General features: G+C 42.7%; 32 protein-coding genes, 1 other RNA gene and 2 pseudogenes. 18 read left to right on the top strand and 17 right to left on the bottom strand.

Annotated elements, in window-relative coordinates:
• Nucleotides 1–13: 13 nt before the first annotated feature.
• The 10 genes from COP04_RS14010 to COP04_RS14045 all read right to left on the bottom strand — a co-directional run bounded on the left by COP04_RS14010 (nucleotide 14) and on the right by COP04_RS14045 (nucleotide 5,809).
• Nucleotides 14–718, bottom strand: coding sequence for an MBL fold metallo-hydrolase (locus tag COP04_RS14010; RefSeq protein WP_100488584.1), 705 nt, complete (start codon nucleotides 716–718; stop codon nucleotides 14–16).
• Nucleotides 718–1,857 carry a hypothetical protein gene (locus tag COP04_RS14015; protein WP_193437421.1) on the bottom strand — a complete coding sequence of 380 codons (1,140 nt, stop codon included), beginning with the start codon at nucleotides 1,855–1,857 and terminating at the stop codon, nucleotides 718–720. Before COP04_RS14015 ends, COP04_RS14010 begins: the two co-directional genes overlap by 1 nt.
• On the bottom strand, nucleotides 1,858–3,843 hold the full coding sequence (locus COP04_RS14020) for an AAA family ATPase (protein WP_100488585.1): 1,986 nt from the start codon (nucleotides 3,841–3,843) through the stop codon (nucleotides 1,858–1,860).
• Between the two features lie 74 nt (nucleotides 3,844–3,917).
• On the bottom strand, nucleotides 3,918–4,112 hold the full coding sequence (locus COP04_RS14025; protein WP_100488586.1) for a hypothetical protein: 195 nt from the start codon (nucleotides 4,110–4,112) through the stop codon (nucleotides 3,918–3,920).
• Nucleotides 4,084–4,275: a hypothetical protein gene (locus COP04_RS14030; protein ID WP_162297109.1), complete on the bottom strand. Its 192-nt coding sequence runs from the start codon at nucleotides 4,273–4,275 to the stop codon at nucleotides 4,084–4,086. Before COP04_RS14030 ends, COP04_RS14025 begins: the two co-directional genes overlap by 29 nt.
• Before the next feature lie 158 nt (nucleotides 4,276–4,433).
• An RNA gene (locus COP04_RS14035) (hammerhead ribozyme type II) lies at nucleotides 4,434–4,501 on the bottom strand.
• 29 nt (nucleotides 4,502–4,530) lie between these two features.
• Entirely contained in the window at nucleotides 4,531–4,695 is a 165-nt protein-coding gene (locus COP04_RS19695) for a hypothetical protein (protein ID WP_157800318.1), read from the bottom strand.
• Between the two features lie 117 nt (nucleotides 4,696–4,812).
• On the bottom strand, nucleotides 4,813–4,974 hold the full coding sequence (locus COP04_RS19700; RefSeq protein ID WP_157800319.1) for a hypothetical protein: 162 nt from the start codon (nucleotides 4,972–4,974) through the stop codon (nucleotides 4,813–4,815).
• Nucleotides 4,971–5,267, bottom strand: coding sequence for a DUF771 domain-containing protein (locus tag COP04_RS14040; RefSeq protein ID WP_100488588.1), 297 nt, complete (start codon nucleotides 5,265–5,267; stop codon nucleotides 4,971–4,973). Before COP04_RS14040 ends, COP04_RS19700 begins: the two co-directional genes overlap by 4 nt.
• 14 nt (nucleotides 5,268–5,281) lie before the next feature.
• Nucleotides 5,282–5,809, bottom strand: a complete 528-nt coding sequence (locus COP04_RS14045) for a helix-turn-helix domain-containing protein (protein WP_100488589.1) — start codon at nucleotides 5,807–5,809, stop codon at nucleotides 5,282–5,284.
• A 140-nt stretch (nucleotides 5,810–5,949) separates the two neighbouring features.
• Between COP04_RS14045 and COP04_RS14050 the strand changes: the two genes are divergently transcribed.
• Nucleotides 5,950–6,219, top strand: coding sequence for a hypothetical protein (locus tag COP04_RS14050; RefSeq protein ID WP_100488590.1), 270 nt, complete (start codon nucleotides 5,950–5,952; stop codon nucleotides 6,217–6,219).
• Between the two features lie 165 nt (nucleotides 6,220–6,384).
• On the opposite strand, the gene COP04_RS14055 is transcribed toward COP04_RS14050, so the two are convergent.
• Nucleotides 6,385–6,618, bottom strand: a complete 234-nt coding sequence (locus COP04_RS14055) for a helix-turn-helix domain-containing protein (RefSeq protein WP_239984878.1) — start codon at nucleotides 6,616–6,618, stop codon at nucleotides 6,385–6,387.
• 148 nt (nucleotides 6,619–6,766) lie between these two features.
• On the opposite strand from COP04_RS14055, the gene COP04_RS14060 reads away from it, so the two are divergent.
• The 14 genes and pseudogenes from COP04_RS14060 to COP04_RS14130 all read left to right on the top strand — a co-directional run bounded on the left by COP04_RS14060 (nucleotide 6,767) and on the right by COP04_RS14130 (nucleotide 15,746).
• The gene (locus COP04_RS14060; RefSeq protein WP_157800320.1) at nucleotides 6,767–7,105 is read left to right on the top strand and encodes a helix-turn-helix domain-containing protein; all 339 of its coding nucleotides are present in this window, start codon (nucleotides 6,767–6,769) and stop codon (nucleotides 7,103–7,105) included.
• Between the two features lie 26 nt (nucleotides 7,106–7,131).
• Nucleotides 7,132–7,425, top strand: a complete 294-nt coding sequence (locus COP04_RS14065) for a hypothetical protein (RefSeq protein WP_100488593.1) — start codon at nucleotides 7,132–7,134, stop codon at nucleotides 7,423–7,425.
• A 198-nt stretch (nucleotides 7,426–7,623) separates the two neighbouring features.
• On the top strand, nucleotides 7,624–8,118 hold the full coding sequence (locus COP04_RS14070; RefSeq protein WP_100488594.1) for an SHOCT domain-containing protein: 495 nt from the start codon (nucleotides 7,624–7,626) through the stop codon (nucleotides 8,116–8,118).
• A gap of 161 nt (nucleotides 8,119–8,279) precedes the next feature.
• Nucleotides 8,280–8,672, top strand: a complete 393-nt coding sequence (locus tag COP04_RS14075; protein WP_100488595.1) for a hypothetical protein — start codon at nucleotides 8,280–8,282, stop codon at nucleotides 8,670–8,672.
• Between the two features lie 44 nt (nucleotides 8,673–8,716).
• A complete protein-coding gene (locus COP04_RS14080; RefSeq protein WP_100488596.1) occupies nucleotides 8,717–9,811 on the top strand; it encodes a DUF4236 domain-containing protein in 1,095 nt (364 codons plus the stop codon).
• Between the two features lie 177 nt (nucleotides 9,812–9,988).
• Nucleotides 9,989–10,528 carry a DUF6932 family protein gene (locus tag COP04_RS14085; protein ID WP_100488597.1) on the top strand — a complete coding sequence of 180 codons (540 nt, stop codon included), beginning with the start codon at nucleotides 9,989–9,991 and terminating at the stop codon, nucleotides 10,526–10,528.
• Nucleotides 10,521–11,600, top strand: coding sequence for a hypothetical protein (locus COP04_RS14090; protein WP_100488598.1), 1,080 nt, complete (start codon nucleotides 10,521–10,523; stop codon nucleotides 11,598–11,600). Before COP04_RS14085 ends, COP04_RS14090 begins: the two co-directional genes overlap by 8 nt.
• Before the next feature lie 89 nt (nucleotides 11,601–11,689).
• On the top strand, nucleotides 11,690–12,274 hold the full coding sequence (locus tag COP04_RS14095; protein WP_100488599.1) for an ImmA/IrrE family metallo-endopeptidase: 585 nt from the start codon (nucleotides 11,690–11,692) through the stop codon (nucleotides 12,272–12,274).
• A gap of 355 nt (nucleotides 12,275–12,629) precedes the next feature.
• Complete coding sequence (locus COP04_RS14100; RefSeq protein WP_100488600.1) at nucleotides 12,630–13,802, top strand: site-specific integrase; 1,173 nt, start codon at nucleotides 12,630–12,632, stop codon at nucleotides 13,800–13,802.
• A 46-nt stretch (nucleotides 13,803–13,848) separates the two neighbouring features.
• On the top strand, nucleotides 13,849–14,178 hold the full coding sequence (locus COP04_RS14105) for a type II secretion system protein (RefSeq protein ID WP_239984879.1): 330 nt from the start codon (nucleotides 13,849–13,851) through the stop codon (nucleotides 14,176–14,178).
• The gene (comGF, locus tag COP04_RS14110) at nucleotides 14,175–14,627 is read left to right on the top strand and encodes a competence type IV pilus minor pilin ComGF (RefSeq protein ID WP_100488602.1); all 453 of its coding nucleotides are present in this window, start codon (nucleotides 14,175–14,177) and stop codon (nucleotides 14,625–14,627) included. Before COP04_RS14105 ends, comGF begins: the two co-directional genes overlap by 4 nt.
• Nucleotides 14,611–14,997 carry a competence type IV pilus minor pilin ComGG gene (locus COP04_RS14115; RefSeq protein ID WP_100488603.1) on the top strand — a complete coding sequence of 129 codons (387 nt, stop codon included), beginning with the start codon at nucleotides 14,611–14,613 and terminating at the stop codon, nucleotides 14,995–14,997. The genes comGF and COP04_RS14115 overlap by 17 nt, the downstream gene beginning before the upstream one ends.
• 59 nt (nucleotides 14,998–15,056) lie before the next feature.
• Nucleotides 15,057–15,520 (top strand): annotated as a pseudogene (locus COP04_RS20335) (shikimate kinase).
• A gap of 22 nt (nucleotides 15,521–15,542) precedes the next feature.
• On the top strand, nucleotides 15,543–15,746 hold the full coding sequence (locus COP04_RS14130; RefSeq protein WP_100488606.1) for a YqzE family protein: 204 nt from the start codon (nucleotides 15,543–15,545) through the stop codon (nucleotides 15,744–15,746).
• Between the two features lie 45 nt (nucleotides 15,747–15,791).
• Here the strand turns inward: COP04_RS14130 and COP04_RS14135 are convergent, their stop codons facing one another.
• Together COP04_RS14135 and COP04_RS14140 are read right to left on the bottom strand one after the other, a co-directional pair.
• On the bottom strand, nucleotides 15,792–16,523 hold the full coding sequence (locus COP04_RS14135) for a class I SAM-dependent methyltransferase (RefSeq protein ID WP_100488607.1): 732 nt from the start codon (nucleotides 16,521–16,523) through the stop codon (nucleotides 15,792–15,794).
• A gap of 193 nt (nucleotides 16,524–16,716) precedes the next feature.
• On the bottom strand, nucleotides 16,717–17,700 hold the full coding sequence (locus COP04_RS14140; protein WP_100488608.1) for an ROK family glucokinase: 984 nt from the start codon (nucleotides 17,698–17,700) through the stop codon (nucleotides 16,717–16,719).
• 177 nt (nucleotides 17,701–17,877) lie between these two features.
• On the opposite strand from COP04_RS14140, the gene COP04_RS14145 reads away from it, so the two are divergent.
• Nucleotides 17,878–18,729 (top strand): hypothetical protein, encoded by an 852-nt coding sequence (locus tag COP04_RS14145; protein ID WP_100488609.1) that lies wholly within the window; start codon nucleotides 17,878–17,880, stop codon nucleotides 18,727–18,729.
• A gap of 213 nt (nucleotides 18,730–18,942) precedes the next feature.
• Here the strand turns inward: COP04_RS14145 and COP04_RS14150 are convergent, their stop codons facing one another.
• Entirely contained in the window at nucleotides 18,943–19,554 is a 612-nt protein-coding gene (locus COP04_RS14150) for a 5-formyltetrahydrofolate cyclo-ligase (protein WP_239984880.1), read from the bottom strand.
• A 52-nt stretch (nucleotides 19,555–19,606) separates the two neighbouring features.
• Nucleotides 19,607–19,756: a 50S ribosomal protein L33 gene (gene rpmG, locus COP04_RS14155; RefSeq protein ID WP_100488611.1), complete on the bottom strand. Its 150-nt coding sequence runs from the start codon at nucleotides 19,754–19,756 to the stop codon at nucleotides 19,607–19,609.
• A 316-nt stretch (nucleotides 19,757–20,072) separates the two neighbouring features.
• Here rpmG and COP04_RS14160 point away from each other — a divergent pair, with 316 nt between their 5' ends.
• Both COP04_RS14160 and COP04_RS14165 read left to right on the top strand, forming a co-directional pair.
• Entirely contained in the window at nucleotides 20,073–20,279 is a 207-nt protein-coding gene (locus tag COP04_RS14160; RefSeq protein WP_100488612.1) for a hypothetical protein, read from the top strand.
• Nucleotides 20,280–20,810, top strand: a complete 531-nt coding sequence (locus tag COP04_RS14165) for an MltG/YceG/YrrL family protein (RefSeq protein ID WP_239984881.1) — start codon at nucleotides 20,280–20,282, stop codon at nucleotides 20,808–20,810.
• 378 nt (nucleotides 20,811–21,188) lie between these two features.
• On the opposite strand, the gene tnpA (COP04_RS14170) is transcribed toward COP04_RS14165, so the two are convergent.
• Together tnpA (COP04_RS14170) and tnpA (COP04_RS14175) are read right to left on the bottom strand one after the other, a co-directional pair.
• Nucleotides 21,189–21,389: an IS200/IS605 family transposase gene (gene tnpA, locus COP04_RS14170; protein ID WP_420852761.1), complete on the bottom strand. Its 201-nt coding sequence runs from the start codon at nucleotides 21,387–21,389 to the stop codon at nucleotides 21,189–21,191.
• 55 nt (nucleotides 21,390–21,444) lie between these two features.
• Nucleotides 21,445–21,774: pseudogene (tnpA, locus tag COP04_RS14175) on the bottom strand (IS200/IS605 family transposase); the annotation flags it as partial.
• Nucleotides 21,775–21,841 lie beyond the last annotated feature (67 nt).

Below are 21,841 nucleotides of genomic sequence, written 5' to 3' on the forward strand. Positions count from 1 at the left end.
TGCATCTAGATTCTTAAGCGATATATACCGGCTTACCAGTCAGCTCCGCGATCTCTCGTCTAAAACGCGCAGCGTCTGAATTGTTATTGCTTAAATGTAAGAGCCAAATCTCTCTGACTTGTGACAAGTCATTGGCTTTCAAAAAATCTTTTACATTTGACAGAGAAAAATGGGATCGGAGCAGTCGCTTACGCATCACTTGCGGTATTCGTCCATCCAGAATGTTCTGGTCCAGGATATCGAGCGCATAATTGCACTCAATCATAATGTGCGTCAATCTCGGAAACCTGTATTTGATGTAGTACGTGTCCGTTGCGAATAGCAGTTTGTCCCCATCCTGATCAGCAAGTAGATAGCCAAGCGGCTCGCTCACGTCATGTTCGACGTCGAACGGAAGGATTGTCCATGTTCCGAGCTGAAACTGCTCACGTGACCGCACAGGTTTTACATGATGCCCGGCAATGCCGAGTTTGGTAAACGTGCCTTGGCTTGCATAAACATTGATCGCTCCTTTTCTGATTACGTCTTTTATCGCCTTCGAATGATCGCCGTGCTCGTGTGTGACCAGGCACCCGGCAACCTGTGACATATGAAAATGAAACCCAAGTTGAATCTCTTTGTAACTGATTCCTGCCTCCAGAAGGAGAAGTGTATGTCCGTCTGTAATCTTGTAGGCATTGCCTGATGACCCGGACGCCAGTGGCTCAATGTCGATCATCAGAATCCAGGTCCACCTGCAGCTGCAGCTTTTTCAAAATCATCTACAGGATCATCTTCAACCTCGGATTTTAACTTTTCCGCTTTTGGTTGCTCATGGGCCGATTCTTTTTTCTGAATCGGCTCACCATTATCGTGGTGTACCGGCTGTTCTATATCCGGCTTACTTTCAGGTTCCTTCACTTCCACATCGATTGTTTCACGATTCGCATTCTCGGCGATTTCCTTGCGGACGCGAGTTGCCTCACCATCAGCCGATTCCTCGTAGCTCATCTGGATCACCGCATTACCGAAATCCTTTGGAATCTTTTTGACAATGTTGTTCCGCATCTTACGAATGATCATCGTTTCCTGACTTTGTGGATCCTTCCAAGCTGGGCTGATGTACTCGCCCAGATCAGGATCATCGAGAGCATCAAGACCGAGCTTTTTAACCTTGTCCAGGATCTCTTTTTTCTTTGCATTGATTTTAGCCTTCTGATCGGCATTTGCTTTAAAACGATTTTCGGCAATGCCGAAGGTCTCATTCATGAGGTTATTGTTGACGTGCGCGATTAAGTTTCTAGCCACATCGGCACGTTCGGAGATATAGTACTCAACCGTGTTATCTGTTTTGATGATCGGATACACCACCCGGATGCATTTACCGGATCCAGAAGGTGTCCATTTTGGAGAGGTCATTTCCAGACCGTTGTATGATGGAAATTCAAACTTATCATTCTCTCGGATAAGCCAGAACTGCTTGACAGCTTTCACGTCACGCCCGAAGCGAGCAAGAATGGAATCATTGCCATCACCTTCGATGCCCATTTCAATCTGCTTTTTCCAAATCTTTTCCTTACTGCCTTGTGCTGAAAAAGCGACGTTTCTCAGCTGAAAATAAACCTCTCTCGGGCTTGCTGTTGCGTTCAGTTTCAAGGCAGCTACTTTCAGTAGTGTGTCAGTGATATTGCTCTTGTCCAGTTGTTCATCATTCCAGCTGATCATCTTGGTGTCCAAGACGCCATTGATGGCCGAAATGGCTGACAGCACACACTGTTTTGAATAGGTATCCATTTTGATGCCGTTACTTGTCAATTGGTCTTCGATCATCGGTGCGAATGTGTCGTTTACCTTTGTTAAAGCGGTTGAAAATGGCATTTAAATTGCCTCCTCAATAGGTTCTTTTTTCTCAATACGTAGCGTCTTGTCCGCAGCCGATACGATCAGGCTGATCAGCTGCGCATCAGTGTCGGACAGTTCAGTAACAGATTCCCGGTTGTCTACAAAAATCGGTACCTGGATTCCGTAGAATTCGGACAGTGTGCTGATGACATCCAGCCCGACATTGATCCGGGCCGCATTGTTCAGGTCACTGAAAGGCACACCATTGAAAGTCATTTCACAGCACTCAACCAGCCCACCGTTCACCTGACGATCAAACAGTTTGAATCGTGCCAATTTGAACCTTCCATTAATCTTTGACTCAAGCAAATTAACTTTTGTCTCAACAAAGACGTCCAGTAAATGCTGAATATATTCAGATCGCTCGAACTTCGCAGTTAGTTCTTTTTCCTCTGCATCAAGCTCAGCGATGCGACGATCCAGCTTGCGTACCTGATCAAACCGGCTTATTCCAATCTGGATTTCAGAAAACTTTGCCCGAAGTTCGTTCTTTTTTTCGTTCTCGGATATAACAGCATCATCAGTTGATTCTTGAAGTTTCCGTATGTTTGTTTTGATATCAGCAATCTGTTTGTCCATCGCTTTGTATTCCGAATCGTCCATAATGGAAGACGTTCCGGCATTCAGTTCGTCCATTTCGTTTTTGACTGCATTGGTCAGCTTTTGCTGTTTGCTAATTTCCGCATCCAAATTGGTCAATTCCTTACTGATCCGATCATTTTCGGATTCAAGTTCTCCGACATGGGTCATTACACTTTTTCCTTTCCCGCTGATAGCCTCCAACCGTTTTGATTTCTCCAGATTGAAATGTTCTTCAGCGTGTTTCCGTGCATCTTCGACCTTATCCGTTTGAAGGTCCCGACCGCATGTAGGGCAAACCGTTTCACCAGTGAATTGAAACAGTTCAGCATTGACCCCAGCCCACTCGTGTCGGAGGTCCTCAGCTTGCTCTTTTAATTTAAAAATCTGCTTCTTGTTCGATTCAAACCGATCATTCAGATCTATCGAACGCCGAATATCCTTATCAAGACTAGATTTGCGGTCGTAATATTCGACGCGCTTTATATCAATTTTTTTATGCAAGTCTGCCTGGTATCCGTTCCGTAGGTCCTGTTGCTTTCCCTGGATCATCAGAATTTTATTTTTCAGTTCATTGACTTCACCGCCTGAGCGAATCTGTGCGATTTTGTCATCGATCTTGTTGATCTGTTTTTGCAGATTTTCTGCAGATTTCTGTAGGTCCATTTCACTCTGATCATTGAGATCCGGCTTGGCCATTGTCGCTTCATCAATCCGGGTCGGGATGTCCTTCAAATCAGAATTGATTCTTTTCTTTTGCTCGGCGACAATCTTTCTGAAATCATCAATAGCATGATCCCCAATTATTTCAGGCAGCTCTGCCAGCTCCTTGTTAGCTGCGATCACATCACTATCTGATACGTTTCCGCAGATATTTAGAAGCGTTGTCCGCCGATCCTTCCATAGAAGCACTTCGTTGAAATAAGTCGGCGAAGACAACAGTTTGAACAGCTTTTCATCTCCATTGACCAGGCTTATCACCTGCATATCGTATTCTCGCTTACGACTTGGAACACCATTGATATAATATTTTGTCTCGTGACCTGAAAATGTCTCTTTCGGTGAGTTGGATTTTTTGACCCACACTTCATGAAAAACTCGCTTCAGTGATAATAGGTTGCCGTTAATAGTAAATGCTCCTCTTACCGAGTGATCCCGGTGATGAACTGGCTCACCACTTTTTAACAGTGTTTTGATCGAAAAATCTGTGCGATCCCGACTGTCTTTACCAAACAGCAGCCAATTATACCCGTCAGCAATCGTTGTTTTCCCGGAAGCATTCTCACCGAAGATATTGATATCGTGCCCATTTGCAGTGATAAATAGATTCCTGACACCTTTGAAGTTAATGAGTTCAAGCTCGTCCAACTTAATATCTTTCACGGTTACACCTCCATTTGATTTTCTTCCGCTCCCCCTGTTAAAATAAGAGGGAAAACATTAACAAGATGTTCCAATCAAGGGCGTCCTTCCACGGCGCTCTTTTCTAATTGCTTACGAAGCCTTGTGAACTCTTGATAGCTCTCAAACGTTTTGAACCTAAATACTGGTTTGTTACGAATGCCATCAGGACAATGAATTGCTCCACCGGCAGATAGCATAGCTTGTTGAACCATCAGATCATTACTGAATGGCACCTCGATTGAGTTCATGGTTATTCCTCCTTTCCATGTACTTGTCCATGAGCAGATTGTGCTCGTACACGCTCTTTCTGACTGCTTTTGTCAGTGCCTCGATACTCAGCCGCAACCGCTCACGCTCAATCGGATTGGTCTCCGCTCTGAGCTGATGCTGCAGCGCGTTAAGTTTGTCCACCATTGATTTCCTGTCGATTGTTACCACTTCCTTTCTTGAGCTGTACGCTCCGATGGGACAGCAATGTAAGAACATTTCTGATCAGTTGAGGGAGGATCATTTGGTTGCTGTCCCATCGCAACGTGCGAGCCCCTATTCGCACGTGCGACTATGAGTTAAAAGGCCTGCCATTCTCAGCGCCAGGCGGCCATTCCTGACGGACGGGGTTGCGCGCCCCGTTTCGGCTATGGTAAAATACCGTTAAGTGAGTGAGTTTCAAAGAGCTTCCTTTGCCCAGGAGGCTCTTTTCATTTTTTTCAGAGCCACTTTCATTTCGGCGATCTCCGCATGCGCCCACCGTTCTGCTACGATTAATCCGTTTCGCTTCGACACCGCCTGAATGTGTTTCAGTTCGTCAATTCTTGTTCTAATTTCGTCCATGGTCTTCCATCTCCATTCTCTTGGTTTAGTCGATCAAGTTCCCGATTAAATTGATTGAACCGTTCGGGATCCATTCGATAAGATAAATCCAGGATCATATCCGAAACACTCAAAATCTCATTTTGCGTGGTCATCTATTCTACCTCCTTCAAGAATCAACATTTCCGTTGGTTCAGCCTTACCGTTGTCAATCTGCTCCAAACATTCATTCTTGGCTTCTTTCAGAAGCTGTTGCTCACGATCGACGGGTACAGATTCTTGCAAATAAAGCACTCTCATACCTCTTCCGCCTCCTCAAACCAGTTCATCAGATATTGCTTCATTGCGCCCGGTTTGAACACCCACTGACCGCCGATTTTACGAGAAAATGAACGGATATTAGGATCAGACAAAATGTTTTCTTGAATCCAGCCCCTGCTCTTCCCTGTTTCATACATCAAGCGCCTCATGTTCCACCAGGTTCCGATTCCGAGATCATCCAGACGTTGGTTGACCATTTTTTCAACTTCTTTTTGTAGAAAAGCGTCATTCACCAAAACCTGAACAACGGGAGTATCACTTCCTTTTTCCATCAATTCACGCCTCCTCAGACTTTTTTACTCACCATGCGAAGAAAACCACGTTGGATCAGTCGAACCTGGCATCCGGCCCATAGCTTCAACCATGAAAATTTATAAGTGCGGCACACGGTCGCCATATACTCATTCAGCCAGGCAACAGCTTCCGTTGCCTCATCCAGCGACCGCTTGATATCGTCCCTTTCGAAGTTTCCGAGAAACTGAGGATTCACATCAAGCACGGCCTTCTGCATGGCTTCGTACGCTTCCTCCGTTTCCTTCAGCGCCCGGGATTGGATGGCTGAACACTGCCGGATTAAAGCCGGTCCATTGAGTGCCGGTGCCCATGCCCCCGCGGTGTACTCACTGGCAACCGCCCGGGCATAGTCCGGATCATCAAACCGTTCCATTGCCCGGCTGGAGATGTCCGGAGGAATCTTGTTCCGCTCGTTTTCATAATGGGAAACGCCCTCTCTTGAGATCCCGCCGAGTTCGAAAGCCATTTGTTGCTGTGACTTCTTTCCTCTCAATCTCCTAAGTTCTTTACCAGTCGACATTGCTTTGATGCCTCCTTGTACCATTTTTAAAAGTGTTTTGGAAATACTATTGAACTATGAAATTTGATCCGCCTCCTTTCTCCTACCTCTGTTAAAATGGAAATGTCTGGCGACAAAATCCATTGAGAGGAGGTGAGAATATGAGTGTTTATTTGATTACTTACGATTTAAATAAGCCAGTTCAGGATTATGATGACTTATTTAAAAAGATTCAGAGCCTTGGAGACTGGAATCATTTCATGAAATCAAACTGGTTTGTTTCTACGAGCCAATACGGAACCGAAGACATCCAGAAAGAACTATTGAAAATTCTTGACCAAAACGATTTTCTGTTTATTACGAGACTTATTTCTGGTTATCATGGCTGGCTCCCTCAGGAAACTTGGGATTGGTTGACGTCACACATGTAAATTCACTGTGTCCTCTCTCTCCGTACCCAAGAGAGACAGAGGTTTGAAATGATTTCTCAAGATTAGAAAAGATATTTGTTATCTCGTCCCGAACAATTTCGCGGATCTGTTCTTCTAGTTCGGGGCTTATTTTTATGTTGACTGTGAAGTCTCGAACCTTGACCATTAGATCACTTCCTGTTCTTTATTATTTTGTGCAATTTTTACACTGTTTTGATCAAAAAAAAGTGTCCAATCAAAGTTCATGAATTTTGCTATCCTTTGTGCAACATCGACGCTTGGTCTAAGACCATTTTCGATTTTTGTGTAATACGAACGATCTATTTTCGCACCGTTTGCTACGTCCTGCTGAGATAGTTCAAGCGCATCGCGCCTAGCCTTAAGAAAATTGTCTTTCAAAGTACACACCTCCTTGTGCATCTTTTACACAAATAATTATACAGTGCATTTTTTGCACAGTCAATACTCTTTGTTAATATTTTGCACAAATATTTTAATGTGCAAATTATTCACTTATAATAAATTCATACTGGACGGAGGGATAAAATTGGATTACGGGAAAAGGCTCAAAAGGCTTAGAGAATCAAAAAATCTCTCTCAACAAGAACTCGCAGATAGGCTTCAATTAAATCGCTCTACCTACGCTCGCTATGAGCTGAATCAAACACAACCTGATCTTGAAACACTGAGAAAAATTGCTGATTTTTATGATGTTTCAGTCGATTATATAATTGAACGTACCAATAATAAGAATCCTGAGAAGAAACCCGAAGGCCGCTTCTTTTACGACCTGGATCATGCATCACAGGAGGATCTAGACGAATTAGAGAATTATTTTCAGTACATGCAAGAGCGGAAAAAGAAAAGAGACAATCAAGATAAATAAAAATGTTTCAAGGGAGTGAATATATCATGGACGAAAGCCTTTTGAAACAAATTTTAGATAAGTTAAATACGATTGATGAACGTACTAAAAAGCTTGATAACAATCAAAAACAATTTGAAGATCACTTTGAACAGATCGACAAAAAGCTAAATACAATCACAGAACAAATAGTTAAAAACTCTGAACAGATTACATTGCTTCGAGAGTCGCAAGCAGCTCTAATCTCCGGTCAACAAAAACAGGACAAAATATTAGAGATGCTCGCTATGCGGTCTCTTGAGCAGGAATCGGATATCAGGGATCTAAAAAGAATTAAATGAAAAATCCAATCACATCAACATATTTAAGACATGGATGTTCATGATAATTTCGGTCAGATTGATTTTAAATAAATATATTAATTATTACTTACGATAACCTACACCTTAGATATAAACAAAATTAAATATGTATTGGTGTGGTCTTTTTTATATTTGTTGGGTTACATAATGGCAGTATCCTTATAAGGAGGAAGTTGTATGTTCAGAAAGAGGCAGGACGTGTTCGATCCATCAATATATCGAAAAGTTTTTTCTTTCCCAAAGCTTCAAAAAACGACAGTTGCTATTGATGACAACTTCGTCCACATTTTCCGTAAGGGAGCTAATGCTGCGCTAACGGTTGGGCTGAGTGGAGAGAAATCAATTCCCATTTCGAGCATCACCAGTGTTCAGTTGAAAAATCCCGGGACTATGACCAGTGGATATGTCCAATTCGGAGTTCTGGGCGGACTTGAAAATCAAGGAATTATGAATGCCGTCCGAGATGAAAACTCGGTTATCTTTGCGAAGAAGGAATTAGACCAGGCTATTGATTTGAAGCGATACGTTGAACAGCTGATCGCCAATAAAAACAGTGACTCTACAACCATCGATGTTGCTGACCAGATTAGAAAATTTGCTGAGCTTCATGACCAAGGAATTTTGACTGATGAAGAATTTGATGCCAAGAAAAAACAGTTACTAGGACTATAAATTTTTTTGACAAATCTATAGTTCTTTAATAATAGATAAATAGCTTCATAACCGGAGAGAAGAAAGAATCCCACTATCTTGGATGAGCATCCTCCCTTCTCCTACTCATTTGGTGTTTTGCCCACAGGGCTAGATATAAAAATTTTATGGGGGAAGTCATTATGAAAAAGATTCTAAGGATCTTTACCGTACTCGCTCTATCACTGGGCATTTTGTCTAGCGTTACCTTCACACCTCAAGGGATCGCCACAGCTCCTCAGAATGTCGCTTATGCGAAATCTTATCCAATTCAAATTGTTAGCTCTCATTTAAATGTTCACCGTGGTAATCCTGCTTCAATTACCATTAAAGGAAAGCCTCATGCACTTGGCACCATCAGGGTGGTTTACAAGTCTGGTCCTAGTAAAGCTCGTGGATTGAACAATAAAATTTCAAATAGTAAAGGATATGTTACCTGGACATGGCTTGTTGGAGGTAATACGACGAAAAAGACTTATACTTTCTATGTTTCTCTTGGTGGATATACAAAAGCAGTTAAATTATATGTCCACTGATCGGACAAGCCCCTCATTGGGGGCATACATAGGGGATGAAAAAAATGGGACTGAGATTCCGAAAGAGTTTCAAAATTGCTCCTGGCGTTAAGCTTAATTTGAATAAGAAAAGTGTCGGCATGACTTTTGGTACAAAAGGTGCTCACTATACCATTAATTCCAAGGGTACGCGTACAAAGAGCGTTGGTATTCCAGGTACCGGTCTGTCCTATGTCGATGTTAAAAACCCGGAAAGGAGAAGCTCTATTCCACAAGGCGAAGGACAAGGACCAACGAGAACAAGCAATGGCCATGGGCGCGGATTTGGGTGCTTAAGTTTTATTCTTATCATTTTAGCCATAGCTTCCATTGTAAATTTATTTACTGGACATTTTAGTGCGGTCTTCGGTTCATTGCTAGTTCTTTCAGCTATTTTAGCCATCGTTTCCCTGTTCAATCCTAAATTGGCTTTCTGGACAAAAAAGAAAACAAAGCCAAGGGCCTTCATGGGCTATGCTATTCTTTCGATTATCTTCTTTATCGCGCTTGGAATAACTTCTGCTTCACCTGCCAATCAGCCATCATCGAGCAGCACGGACACCCAAACAGCTGCCACGACGGACTCATCGTCAAGTACCATACAAGCAGATTCTTCGTCTGGTACTGTATCAAACGACATAACCAATAGTAGTGCAACAAGCAGCACCGCTTCATCAAGTACGGCTACTAAACCAGCAGCGACAACTACGGTAACGGCGAAATCGAAAGCAAGCAAGACAGAAAGTTCGTCACATTCAGTGACAAGCCCAAAGCCTTCAGCGAGCACATCCACCGCTAAACCTGCAGTAAAGCAAGCAGCTCCTAAGCCAGCTGCATCGAATCCTGCCCCATCGCTTGCAGTTACAAGTGATGGCTTAGACGTTTCACCGGGCGACGAGGCTTCAGTAACCATCAAGACGGCCCCGGGCTCTGAAGGAACGATTGAGGTTCTATACAATTCGGGTCCAAGCAAGGCCAAAGGTCTTGTTCCACAAACTGCAGACAGCAATGGAAATATTACATGGACATGGAAAGTTGGGACACGAACCGCTCCAGGTAACTACAATGTTGATATTACTGCTGGTGGAAAATCAATTACAAAGATTTTGCATGTGCAATAAATGATTCAAAGCCCTCCGGGGCGTACATATCACACAAGCAGTATTGGTTTAGTGAAGTAGATACGATAAAAGCTGGGTATCGGTCAAGGAGAGAAATTAATCAACCATTAACAATTAATCGGTGTATATGCTTCATACTATTTTGAAAAATGCTAAAGCCAATATGAGGTGATTGTAATGAGTAGTCAAGCTAGTTCAATTCCAGACTTTATTGACGATTATTTTCTACCGAGTGGTATTTATGAATGCAAGCTAGAGGAAGTTGAACAAAGATTCGCATATAATGAAGTTAGAAAAGAAAAGTGGAAACAGTTTTTACGTCTTATGGATCGACTCATTGAATTAAAACTAAAACCTGATGCTATTTTGCTTGACGGAAGCTTTGTGACTAAACGTGATGCACCGGGTGATGTTGACTTTGTGGCATATATCCCTTTCGAAACATCTCGAAGTGCCATGCAAACGACTGACCAACATAATAAAAATGGTATTAATATTCTTTTGAATAAAAACAACCAGATGGCTATCAGGGATTTACTCGGTGTACATTTACTGCTCGCTCCAACGGAAGAATCATTTAATTCATGGGCGACATTTTTTCAACAAGTAAGAGATCTTGATCCAAAACGAGACCCAAGTTGGGTAAAAAAGCCCAATAAAAAGGGTATAATAAAGATTACATTTAAACAGCAGAAGGGAGCGCATAATAATGCCTGAAAACCTAATTAATTATTCTGATGAAATTATGACAACCATTGACCAATTGGGCATAGCTAAAAAACAGCTAAAGCAATTGCAAGAAGAATTAAAGTCAGAACCAAGTTTATCGGCTTTGTACGCCCCTTCTGCTGAGAAATTAGTTTCAGATTTAAACAACCGTCTTCAAGAATTAATTACTAAACAGACAGGTTCTGTAAATGAATATGCTAATGAGAACGTTGATATATGGATTAGAATTAAAGGCAAAGGTTTTAATAGGGGCAAAGGGCCAATTGGTCAGATCGGCAATTTTCTAAATAGATTAAACATAGCCAATGCTCATGCTGTCGGTTTATTAGAGAAAAAATTAAAAAACAAATTAATAAATGTTAATGACCTTTTACCTTCGTTTGATCTGGTTAAAACAAGTAAAGGAAGTTTAAAACTTGGACTTAAACCTTCTTTAGATTTACAAACAATCATTGACAAGCAAATGTCTTTTTTTGATGATAAAGAGCAAAATGGCTTTGACCAACTGAAAAAAATTGATGAAGCATCTAATATAGCACTGGATTCGTTTAAATTATTAACCAAAGCTTTAGCGGCATCTAATGATAATACAGAAATGGATGATTTAAAACGAAATTTTGATGAAAAAGACGTAATTAAACTGCTTTATTACGTCAGAGAACTTGCCCCAAGCAATCGATCTGATATGGACGAAATTTCCTTCGAAAGTCCTTTTTTTGGTAAATCCGCCATTATTGCCGATAGGGGGACGCGAAAGTTACTATCCGAAAGAGCAAAAAGTTTAGTTCAGACTACAGACTTTATCGAAGGAAAAGCCGCAATCAGAGAAATAGACCTAGATAATAAAACAGTCACTGCACGGCCATTAAGCTTTAACAACACAGAAATTGATGATATAAAGTTAAAATTCCCCGATAATGTGTCTGGGGATAAGCTGATGGATATCGTTTCAAAAATTGTGTACGTTAGTGGATTCCTTAACTTTAATTTCAAGGGTGAACCGATTGATTTAGCTGTTGAAGATATTGAGTTAAATAATATTGATGAAGATTCTGAGTAACTATTTATTGAAATTTCCAATTGCCCTTTACGGGCTTTTCTTTTGCCATTATAATCGAACATATATTCCCATGTATTGGAGATGATCTGATGAATCGCCCCTACAATCCCCCGCTTGTTGAAAAATGGGTTTCAGACACCTTTATTCAAGCTGGTATATTCTACTCTTCCGATCTTCAAGCGGACAAAATTTGTAAAGCTTTTGGTATTGAGTTCGGTGGTCACTTCGGCATATCCGGTTCAAAGATCATTAATCATGAATCTTTCATAGTCATTGATAAGCGCCTGGATGTACCCGATCAGCATGAACAGTTTCTTCATGAGCTCGGTCATATCCTTCGACACGACGGTGATCAGACTAATATACCTCAATCGCTCAGAGAATATCAGGAGTGGGATGCCAGACTGTTTGCCATGTATGCAGCTGTGCCCTTTCATATGATCAATTTTGGGCAAAGCAGTACCGTTCATAGCATCATGGATGAATTCAATGTCACGAGAGCAATGGCCGTCAAACGAGTTGATGATATCCGTCAGAAAACACTTTGGGAAGAACGTCGCAGAAGAGATAAATATGTGCCTGTCTCTACTCCCTTCTCTTTGCAAAATTGTACCGACGAGACCAAGCGCATCATGGCACAATTGAGCAAACAGACGGGGAGGAAATTTATATAAGGACAACACTGATCTATGACTACAATCCTGACGGCACTGAGCGCCCAGTGTGGCTGCTAATTGATCTAAGCGAAGAAGGGGCTTATCGAATATAGAAAAACGCTGTACGTGGATATCAGGAAGTCAAAGCGAGAGTTTATTGGTACGTTTGATGACGATTTTATAGGTTCTTCGGTATGCCGGAATGACCTAACATCCGGTCGGTATGAACACGAATTTGGAATTGATATGCTTCTCCTACGTCGCCGGTACGGTCATGAATTTGATCATGTGCGCCGTTTAATTGCCCTGGCATCAGACGTTGCCGAGACAATGTCTGCAAGCGCCATACTCTTTAATTAAGAAGGTGTCCATCATGAAAGAAGTCAGCCTGAATATCCGCTTCAGGCGTGGATCATATGCCTACCGAGTACGGTTCACGGATGAAATGGGAAAAGCGCACGAGAAAAGTCAGGGAGGATTTAAGCGAGAACGCGATGCTAAGAACGCCGGCCGAAGCATTGTTCGCAAGCTTGAAGATGGGTTGAAAATAAATCATTATTACACAATAAAAAACTTTGGTGAGTTCTTCCGTAAAACATATAAAAAAGGCAAAGTGGAATACGAAACGGAACACAGTTATGAGGTTGCATTCAATTTATTGAATGAAGAATACGGAAAACTGCATCTGGAAAAATTTAATTCAGTCATGTATCAAACTTTCATCAACAAAGCGCTTGAGACTCATGAATTATCAACGGTACGCACCTACCATACGAAATATCGTTCTCTATTCAAGCGTGCCGTCAAATTGAATTTGATTGACGAAGATCCAACCGAAGACGCGGTCATCAAAAAAATTGAGAATCCTAACGAGAAAAAAGAAAAGAAAATGATTCTGGAATATGAAGAATTGCCGGCGTTTATTAAATCGGTTATGCAGGAAGATCTGATGTATCAGGTCCTTTTCATTTTAGCGCTAAACTCCGGCATGCGTATCGGAGAATTAGCCGCTTTAACTTGGGATGATATTGGCCATTTGGATGATAAGGATAAGTTAGCTGAAATCAACATAAGCAAGTCTGCCTTCCGACAACGAAACGAAGGAAACAAAGTCAAAGGACCAAAGACAAATTCTGGATTTAGAGTTATAGAACTGGACAAGATCACCACTTCATATATTAGGAAATGGAAAAAGGAACAAGAAAAACAAAATTTTGAGTATGGTGTTAGAACACCACTTGTCTTCACAGCTTCCGACCATCGATCATACCTGGTCAAGCAGACGGTCCATAAACGACTGCAACAGGTTTGTGAGCGGGCCAAGATTGAACAAATTTCAATTCATAAGCTACGACATACTCACTGTGTGATGGAAATAGACTCTGGAGCAGATTGGGAATACGTCAGAAAGCGGCTCGGGCACAAGAACGTCACGGTCACAATGAACGTCTATCACCACTGTTCCAATCACATCGCAAAGGCCAGTTTTTCAAAATATAATGAGTTTATGGGGCAAATTTGGGGCAAATCGCCCGTTAATCTTTAAAAATCCTATTAGACTAGGATTTTTTTCTTTAATGCGAGGTTTCGCATTGAAAAAGCGAATTGGTGATCATGGAATCTTTCTGACGGAAGTCATGGTGTCCATCTGCACGCTCACGCTTGTTATTCTCATCACTATTCCTGTTCTAACCCATGTTTATCAGGAAAGGATGATTCTACAGAAAAAAAATGAAGCGGTTCGTCTCCTCCGCTATCACCTGATGCAGTGGAAAGCAGATACTCTGGCTTTTCCCGAAAATCAGGTGGATCGGGCGTTCTCTCTGAACTGGGAGAAAAAAACAGATCATTCCGCTGTTCTTTCTGTCAGTTGGTCAGATGGGAAACATCGCTTTATCGTGCGCAGCGAGGCCCGAAAATGAGAAATCAAAACGGATTCACCCTCATCTCAATGATGCTTGCCCTTAGTATCTTCACTGTTGCACTGATTCTCGCGGGTTCACTTTTGCACATGGTGTCCAGCCGTTTTAAAGACGACCTGAGTGTGCAGAAAGAAATCAACCTTTTCTTTGCGCAGACAGCCACCGAACTGCATTTATCGGACGCTGTAAGCACCTCACCGGATCATCAGAAACTTTTCATTGAAAAAGGAAACGAAAAAGTAAACTACGAACGTTCAAATCCGCAACGAGTCATCAGGCTTGTCAGCGGGCAGGGTTATGAAATCGTTCTGCAGCATGTCAAAAGCATCCGTTTTGACAGCGATGGACGCTTTTTAGCTATTCAAATCACCGACAGCAACAATCGGCAGTTTTTCTGGGCAGATATGCTGTACAAGAAAAGGGGGGCTGCAAATGAAAGTGCACCATAAACAGGATGGATTTATCCTCCCTCTGACTATGATTTTTTCACTGATGGCCCTGGCCTTGGTTTTGCATGCAATCCTGCTTTTGAACAGTAACCGCAGTTTTTTCCAGTCCGTGTACTCTGACTTTCAGCTTCGGCAGCTGCGTGAGAACACACTTGCAGAGATCGATCGGTCTATTCAGGAAAAAACATTGCCGGAAAGCGGCAGCATCGTATATGATATAGGAACAGCAACCTTCAAAAAATACGAGACAGTGAACGGGCTAGAGGTAAAGTTCACGGTAAATGTCGGGAAGAACGCGGAAACCGATAAGATTGTCTATGATCAAAGTAATAAAGAAATGATTGGCTGGCAGGAAAGGATCGATCCATGATTTACATTACAGGCTTTATGAGTGCGGGAAAAACAACAACAGGGCAGGCACTCGGCCAAATGCTCAACAGAACAGTATACGATACGGATTTCATCATTGAACAGCGCTGCAAAAAATCAATACCGGCAATATTTCGGGAAGATGGAGAGCCATTTTTCAGAGAAAAGGAAACCGATGTATTAACGATGCTTACTTCCAAACACGAAAATGCTATTGTGACCACAGGCGGCGGTGCCACTGTAAAACCGGTCATCGAAAGTTAATGCGCTCGAATGGAACCATTGTCTTTCTGTATTGCGATATCCGCACCATTCATCAGTGGCTGGCCGGCGATAAAACCCGTCCGCTTGTCCAGAGGAACCAGGGGAACAAGCTGGATGACCTTTATCATGAAAGAATGGCGGCTTATCTGGATACTGCATTAGTTATCAACGCAACGGGAAAATCCGTCAGCAGAATTGCGGAAGAAATTCAGGTATTATGTATCAACAATCATTATCCCGGGCATCCTGCAGATAAGTGAGTCATCGAAGGGATGCCGGAACATGAAGTCCGATGAGTATGTGAAGTTTCTTACTGAACAACTGGTCCGTTATATGGAAACACCGAGGGAGGAGCGAAGGAATAACCGGCTTAAGCAAAAAGAAGCCCGTCCCCCCTTCCGTAATCAGCTCTTTGGTCAAATACCTGATGCAATTGAAAACTACGTGACACAGTTTAGAAATCTGTTACGCAAAAAGCAAAAATAAAAACAGCTCGGTACGGAAAAAGCGTGCCGGGCTGTACTTCATTGTTTATGCTTCAGTAACCGGTTTTGTTACTCGATAAATACGATAAGAGAGAACATTTTTATAAATTTGCAAGGCCTGCATATGATCAAGCCAGACTTCAAATGCTTCTTCGTCCAAATCCCCTGTCAGATTATAGGTAGGCAGTTCGTCCTGGCCCGGATTCAATGAAAAGTCGCTTTCTTTCAGGACTTCAACCTGAGTAAAGCCTGCTTCTTTCCAGATGTTGCGCCAATCTTCCACGGTATAAAGCTCAGGGACGCCATACAATTTTTTGATTACTTCGCTGTCCTGTTCAGGAAGTGGCTGTTCAATCGTCATTTCTATGGCGGCCAGCCTTTTCCCCGGGCGGAGCACCCGGTAATATTCCGGTACAGATTTTTTTATGTCTGTAAAAGCAGTAACAGATTCGGAAACGATCCAGTCAAACGATGCATCTTCAAAAGGAAGGCTTTCCACCGAGCCCTTTAGAACCCGGAAAGCGTGTTTGGACTGCGCAGCTCTTTCTAGCGCCCGTTCGACCATTTTCGGGTGCAAATCAATCCCCGTAACAGCTGCGCCGGTCTCTTCAGCGAGAAGCGCCGCAGTTGCTCCGGTGCCGCACCCGACATCCAGGACATGGTCATCCGCGTGTATCAATGCATCACGTATTAAACCGTCTGACAATCTTCTTCCACCCGGATGGGCACTGTCTACCGACAATTTCGCCAAAAAATTAATATACCGATTATGATCCACTTTGCACGCCCCTCAAAAGTTCATCTTAATGACTATCGTATGAACATTGACGGGGCTGTGTGACTGCCTCATGCTCTTGGCAGATTGTCTCAAGGGCTGAGTCACAATATTTTCTTCTGTCAGCAGTAATCGGAATTTTCGATTCATTCTTTTGCCTATAAAAACGCATGATTCATCTGCCAGTTTGGTAGATTCAGGCTGTATGCACTTGCTTTATTTTTGTTTTCGAAAGCCATGCCCCACCGATCACACCGGCGTCATTGCCCAGCTGAGCGATATCAATCGTGCAGGCGTCAAAGACTCTGGGCAGCGAATATTTCTTGAAATACTTGGTTAAAGGTTCAAGAAGTGTTGCTCCGGCATGTGACACCCCTCCGCCAATGACAATTTTTTCCGGATTAATGACAATCGATATGGCACCGAGCGCGTAGCCAAGATAATACGCCGCCTTCTCTGCTACGGCCGATGACAGCGGATCTCCCTTTGCCGTACAGTTAAAAACATCTTCCGCCGTAATATCACCCTTCTGCTCAAATATATCTCTCAGAATGCTGTCCGAATCATTATAGTCCAGCGCTTCCAGAGCCAGACGGCGAATACCTGTAGCTGAAGAAACTGTTTCAAGACAGCCTGTTTTACCGCAATTGCACGGGGAACCGTCTTTCGGGATAACCGTCATGTGCCCTATCTCTCCGGCCATGCCGCTGACTCCGTGAAGAATGTCGCCGTCACAAATAATGCCGCCGCCAACGCCGGTGCCCAGTGTCACACAAATCAGGTTTTCTGCACCCTGACCCGCACCCTGCCACATTTCACCAAGCGCAGCCATGTTGGCATCATTTTCAATAATAACCGGAAGACCGGTTGATTTTTCCAGTTCATCTTTCAATGGATAGTTTTCCCATCCAATGTTGACTGCTTTATAGACAAAGCCTGTTTCCATATCAATAAAACCCGGTGCACCCATGCCTATTCCTCTAACTTCCGAGCGATCGAGATTGAACTGCTGCAACTTTTTAACGACACTCGCGCTGATGTCATCTGCAATATGACTTCCATTATCGATAGTGTTTGTCGCAATTGCCCATTTATCAACCATCTTTCCGGAATCATCGATCAAGGCCATCTTAATGGTGGTTCCCCCTAAATCGACACCGATATTCATGATTTCAGACATTGAATACACCCGCCTTATAAAATTGATATCATCATCTATTTTCGCTTATTAAATGCCGTTTGCCAATAGAAAAATCTAATCGCTTTCAAAAATAACCGGGTACTTTACTGATGTCCGGTATTTTTTCCAAGGCCTGTGAATAACTTTTGTAAGACCAACTTGTCCGGGAGTGATCCGATGCGCAGAAAAATAATTTATCTCCTGACTCTTTCCATCATAGGCGGCATTGCATTGTTTCTGTTGAACGCAGGACCCAACTTTTTTGGCGCACGTCCCGTGATCACCTATTTCCCCGACAATGGTGCCATCGTTTATCAAAAAACAGAAACACATCTGAATTTCATAGACACGAATAGCCAGCTTGAATGGACCGTACAATCCAAAATTAACCGACAGGCTTATTTAATACAGGATTTTTCACTGCTTTACAGAAACAATCGTCTGATCGCAACAATCAATCACTGGAAAAGAAATGAACAATCCCTCTCGGAAACGAGACAGTTGGAAGCACAGCCCGGTTTCTATCAGAGTCTTTCTGTTCATCAGGCGGAACTGCACATCGACAATCAGATCTATGGTAAAGAAGAGCTTTCTGCCGATCAGCTTTTCATCTGGAATAATAGCGGAAAACTTGATTCGTTTAAAGAGCCGCGTTCAGCCGGTGAAAAGGAAGTTTTTAGTAATGCTCAGAAAAAATGGGCAAACAGCCAATCCGGATTACTGGAGAGAGCTGCGTCTCAATATGGATTTAACCTGGCCGGTTACCAGATTGTGCCGCTTAATCAGCTCACAGCTTCCTCTTATAATCAAATTTTTCCGTTTAGCCGTGAGAAGGCACAGCGAATTACCGGCCAGCTATGGGAAGGAGTTTATAAAGCAATCATTCGGGGCCTGCAGACACCCCAGGGAACGATTGAGCCTGCGGCAGGCAGCAGACTACCCATTTTATTAGTGGGCAGCAATCATTTGCTGATTGTAATCGAAACGGAAGACAAGCAGATCGTGCTTTTGAAACAGTTATTCGATTGAACGGCGCCACCAGAATTCGAACGGTCGCTTTATCTTTCGTGATTTCTCCTAAAATACCGTAAAATCCAGCCAAAGCTGAAAAATGCAGCTGCAAATTCAAAAAACAGCCTGCGTCTTCTGAACAAATAAAATGCAGCAATAGCCAAAAACAGTCCCTGCAGCATTGATACCCTTTTTATCATTAGTCAGACATCCCTTCTCCTTTAGTATAACTTAGTCTGACTCATCCTCTCCGTTTTCATTCAATGGTGACAGTGCTTTTGTCTTCGAGGTCCGCTGCTCAGTAATCAGTAATTCAATCCTCCGGTCGTGGCTTTCAACAGGAACGCTTTCAGCCAGCTGCGCCTCCAATAAAAGCGAGACTGTTTTTCCATGATAATGGGCGAGGAAACGGTCATAGTAACCACCGCCATAACCGATCCGATAACCGTTGCGGTCAAAAACTACTCCCGGAACAATGGCGAGATCAAGCGCCAAATCAGGAACAACACTGGTTTCAGACGGTTTCGGCTCTAATAGACCGTAGAAGCCGAATTCCAGTTCTCTAAACGACTTTATTCGATAAAAGGTCAGCGTTTTGTCTGCTGGATTGCATTTTGGGACGGCAACCGCCTTATCTTCCGCCCAGGCTCTTGAGATAATGGCAGCCGTCTCCACTTCTCTTCCGACAGAAAGCGTAAGAGCGATGTACCGGGACTCGATCCAGGCCTTTTCTTTAAATAAACGGTCTCGGATCATCATGCATTTTTTTTGGAAAAGCTGTTCATCCATGATACTTAATTCATGCAATATCTGATTACGCATCTGTTTCTTCTTTAGATTCATTCTATTCCTCCGGGGTAAAAAAAAAGCCGCTAAGCGGCCCTTCAGGAAATGTTTACTTCGTTTCGCGATAAATCGCATACCTTCTCAGCTTCGGGCTGTATTTCTTCAGTTCCAGCCGATCCGGATTCTTTTGCTTATTTTTCGTTGTGATGTAATCGCGATCGCCAGTTTCTGTATTTTCAAGAATTACTTTAACACGCATGTTCTATCCCTCCTCCATCGCTGAATTGTTACTCCTCAGCAAAAACATACGCTTTATATTAACAGAAAACCCATTTTGATTCAACCTTGCCCTCCCTTTAATTTTTCATCCGCCCCATTTTCGGTATTTTTTTCTAGTTTCTTTACAATCTTCTTTCTTTTTCCCCATCCTCCTTTCGAAATATGACGAGTTATGTTATAAATGATAATGATCGTTGGCTGCGAAAAAATGTAAAAGGTCAGGCATTTGGTCTGTTTTGGTGCTTTCGCTGCCTATTTTGGAACGGCTGTTTTAATAAAGTATGGGGGGGTCATTCATGGGATATGTCATTTTGTTGCTTGTGATCGTCGGGCTTATTGCACTAGCTTTTTCTTACTCCAAGCAGGACAGTATCAAACAGGTAGAAAGCCAGCTTGAAGAAAACTCAATCACGATGATGCAGGAATTGTACAAGGTCAAGAAAAAAATTCGCGTACTCGAAGAAGAAGTCATGATCGGGGATCGGGATAATTTTAAAGGGTGAATGGCATTGACTAAAAATGGGATACGCGGTTTTGCGGCTGGCATTCTGATTGCGACTGCTGTTTTTGCTTTTTTTTACTACCTGATTTTCAATGACGGTCAGTCTTCAACTCAGAAGGCAGTAAAACAAACGCCTTTAACGGAAGCGACTGTCACTCAATATCTCACCAGCCACCACCGCAGGGCGATTGATATTGATGCGTACAATCAATGGCAGGCTGACAATAGCAAGGCAGCCGCAAAAACCGGTCAGACCGCACAGAAAGCAAACAATACTAACAGCAAGCCAAATGCCAAGCCGGGAACGAATAACGTCGTGACTTATCAGCTCAACATCAAGAGCGGCATGATGCCCAGTGATATTTCAAGCAGTCTGGTTCAGGCAAAAATACTGAATTCAAATCAGCAGACTGCCTTTGATCAGTATATGCACACAAAACATCTTGAAAATTATGTTCAGTTAGGTACATTTACTGTTAAGAGCAACATGTCGATTCAGCAATTGGCTCAGGTGATTACAAAGAATCACTAATTTAATGGTTGTAAATAATCAGCCGGGATGAAAAATGGATGGCCATTTTTTATCCCGGCTTTTGCTGTCTCAAAATGATTTTTTATACTGGAACATTGCATGTAGTATAAAAAGTCCCATCGCATTATTGGTTTCTTTTTTATAGTTTTGGTTCTCTAGGTAACTGCTCAACGTAGAAATAAATATAGGAGCGGTATTTTCTCCCGATGACATGATTAATCAAGAATGCAAAATTCAAGAAGAACCCCCTATGACTAAACGACCACCTGCTAAAGCAGGTGGGTTCAGACATAAATGTCTGCGACTTAAAGTCGCCACTTAAAGACTGAAGTCTTCTGAAAGACCTTGTGCTCATAGCACACTGAATTCTGACTGAACTCAGTCGTCAATCTTGAAAATGTCGTCCTTGACTTTATTTGACTGATTCGCAATGTAATTTCGGATGATTTCTTCCGTCACGTTACCGACCGTCGCACAGAAATAACCTCTGGACCATAGGTGCTGGCCCCAATACCGTTTTTTTAGTTCTGAAAACTCATCCTGAAGCAATCTGGATGAGCGTCCTTTCAGATACTGCATGATTTTACTCGGCGCTAGGCTTGGTGGACAAGAAATCAGCAAATCAAATGGANAAATAACCTCTGGACCATAGGTGCTGGCCCCAATACCGTTTTTTTAGTTCTGAAAACTCATCCTGAAGCAATCTGGATGAGCGTCCTTTCAGATACTGCATGATTTTACTCGGCGCTAGGCTGGGTGGACAAGAAATCAGCAAATGGACATGTTCCTTGCCTACGCTCCCCTGCAGGATTGTGACTCCCCTGGCCTCACATCCCTGCCGGATCAACTCACGCAATCGAACAGCGATTGGACCTCGCAGCACCTGATATCGGTATTTGGTCACCCAGATCACATGATACTTGATATCGTAGACTGCATGACCACTTTTCTGATAACCGTCCATACTTTTCACCTCTTTTGAAAAGTATGGACACGAAAAGATAAGGCTAAAAGCGGATACCGTCTAAAGA

It is taken from the genome of Sporolactobacillus pectinivorans, assembly GCF_002802965.1.
GTDB lineage: Bacteria > Bacillota > Bacilli > Bacillales > Sporolactobacillaceae > Sporolactobacillus > Sporolactobacillus pectinivorans.

Bases quoted from the DNA above. Each gene is read 5' to 3' on its own strand.
- COP04_RS14015 (WP_193437421.1), bottom strand. From the start codon at position 1,857: ATGCCATTTTCAACCGCTTTAACAAAGGTAAACGACACATTCGCACCG.
- comGF (WP_100488602.1), top strand. From the start codon at position 14,175: ATGAGAAATCAAAACGGATTCACCCTCATCTCAATGATGCTTGCCCTT.
- COP04_RS14100 (WP_100488600.1), top strand. From the start codon at position 12,630: ATGAAAGAAGTCAGCCTGAATATCCGCTTCAGGCGTGGATCATATGCC.
- COP04_RS14010 (WP_100488584.1), bottom strand. From the start codon at position 718: ATGATCGACATTGAGCCACTGGCGTCCGGGTCATCAGGCAATGCCTAC.
- COP04_RS14165 (WP_239984881.1), top strand. From the start codon at position 20,280: ATGGCATTGACTAAAAATGGGATACGCGGTTTTGCGGCTGGCATTCTG.
- COP04_RS19695 (WP_157800318.1), bottom strand. From the start codon at position 4,695: ATGGACGAAATTAGAACAAGAATTGACGAACTGAAACACATTCAGGCG.
- tnpA (WP_420852761.1), bottom strand. From the start codon at position 21,389: ATGCAGTATCTGAAAGGACGCTCATCCAGATTGCTTCAGGATGAGTTT.
- COP04_RS14090 (WP_100488598.1), top strand. From the start codon at position 10,521: ATGCCTGAAAACCTAATTAATTATTCTGATGAAATTATGACAACCATT.
- COP04_RS14140 (WP_100488608.1), bottom strand. From the start codon at position 17,700: ATGTCTGAAATCATGAATATCGGTGTCGATTTAGGGGGAACCACCATT.
- rpmG (WP_100488611.1), bottom strand. From the start codon at position 19,756: ATGCGTGTTAAAGTAATTCTTGAAAATACAGAAACTGGCGATCGCGAT.
- COP04_RS14040 (WP_100488588.1), bottom strand. From the start codon at position 5,267: ATGGAAAAAGGAAGTGATACTCCCGTTGTTCAGGTTTTGGTGAATGAC.
- COP04_RS14160 (WP_100488612.1), top strand. From the start codon at position 20,073: ATGGGATATGTCATTTTGTTGCTTGTGATCGTCGGGCTTATTGCACTA.
- COP04_RS14050 (WP_100488590.1), top strand. From the start codon at position 5,950: ATGAGTGTTTATTTGATTACTTACGATTTAAATAAGCCAGTTCAGGAT.
- COP04_RS14065 (WP_100488593.1), top strand. From the start codon at position 7,132: ATGGACGAAAGCCTTTTGAAACAAATTTTAGATAAGTTAAATACGATT.
- COP04_RS14080 (WP_100488596.1), top strand. From the start codon at position 8,717: ATGGGACTGAGATTCCGAAAGAGTTTCAAAATTGCTCCTGGCGTTAAG.
- COP04_RS14145 (WP_100488609.1), top strand. From the start codon at position 17,878: ATGCGCAGAAAAATAATTTATCTCCTGACTCTTTCCATCATAGGCGGC.
- COP04_RS14130 (WP_100488606.1), top strand. From the start codon at position 15,543: ATGAAGTCCGATGAGTATGTGAAGTTTCTTACTGAACAACTGGTCCGT.
- COP04_RS14045 (WP_100488589.1), bottom strand. From the start codon at position 5,809: ATGTCGACTGGTAAAGAACTTAGGAGATTGAGAGGAAAGAAGTCACAG.
- COP04_RS14025 (WP_100488586.1), bottom strand. From the start codon at position 4,112: ATGAACTCAATCGAGGTGCCATTCAGTAATGATCTGATGGTTCAACAA.
- COP04_RS14115 (WP_100488603.1), top strand. From the start codon at position 14,611: ATGAAAGTGCACCATAAACAGGATGGATTTATCCTCCCTCTGACTATG.
- COP04_RS14085 (WP_100488597.1), top strand. From the start codon at position 9,989: ATGAGTAGTCAAGCTAGTTCAATTCCAGACTTTATTGACGATTATTTT.
- COP04_RS14075 (WP_100488595.1), top strand. From the start codon at position 8,280: ATGAAAAAGATTCTAAGGATCTTTACCGTACTCGCTCTATCACTGGGC.
- COP04_RS14095 (WP_100488599.1), top strand. From the start codon at position 11,690: ATGAATCGCCCCTACAATCCCCCGCTTGTTGAAAAATGGGTTTCAGAC.
- COP04_RS14070 (WP_100488594.1), top strand. From the start codon at position 7,624: ATGTTCAGAAAGAGGCAGGACGTGTTCGATCCATCAATATATCGAAAA.
- COP04_RS19700 (WP_157800319.1), bottom strand. From the start codon at position 4,974: ATGAGAGTGCTTTATTTGCAAGAATCTGTACCCGTCGATCGTGAGCAA.
- COP04_RS14150 (WP_239984880.1), bottom strand. From the start codon at position 19,554: ATGAATCTAAAGAAGAAACAGATGCGTAATCAGATATTGCATGAATTA.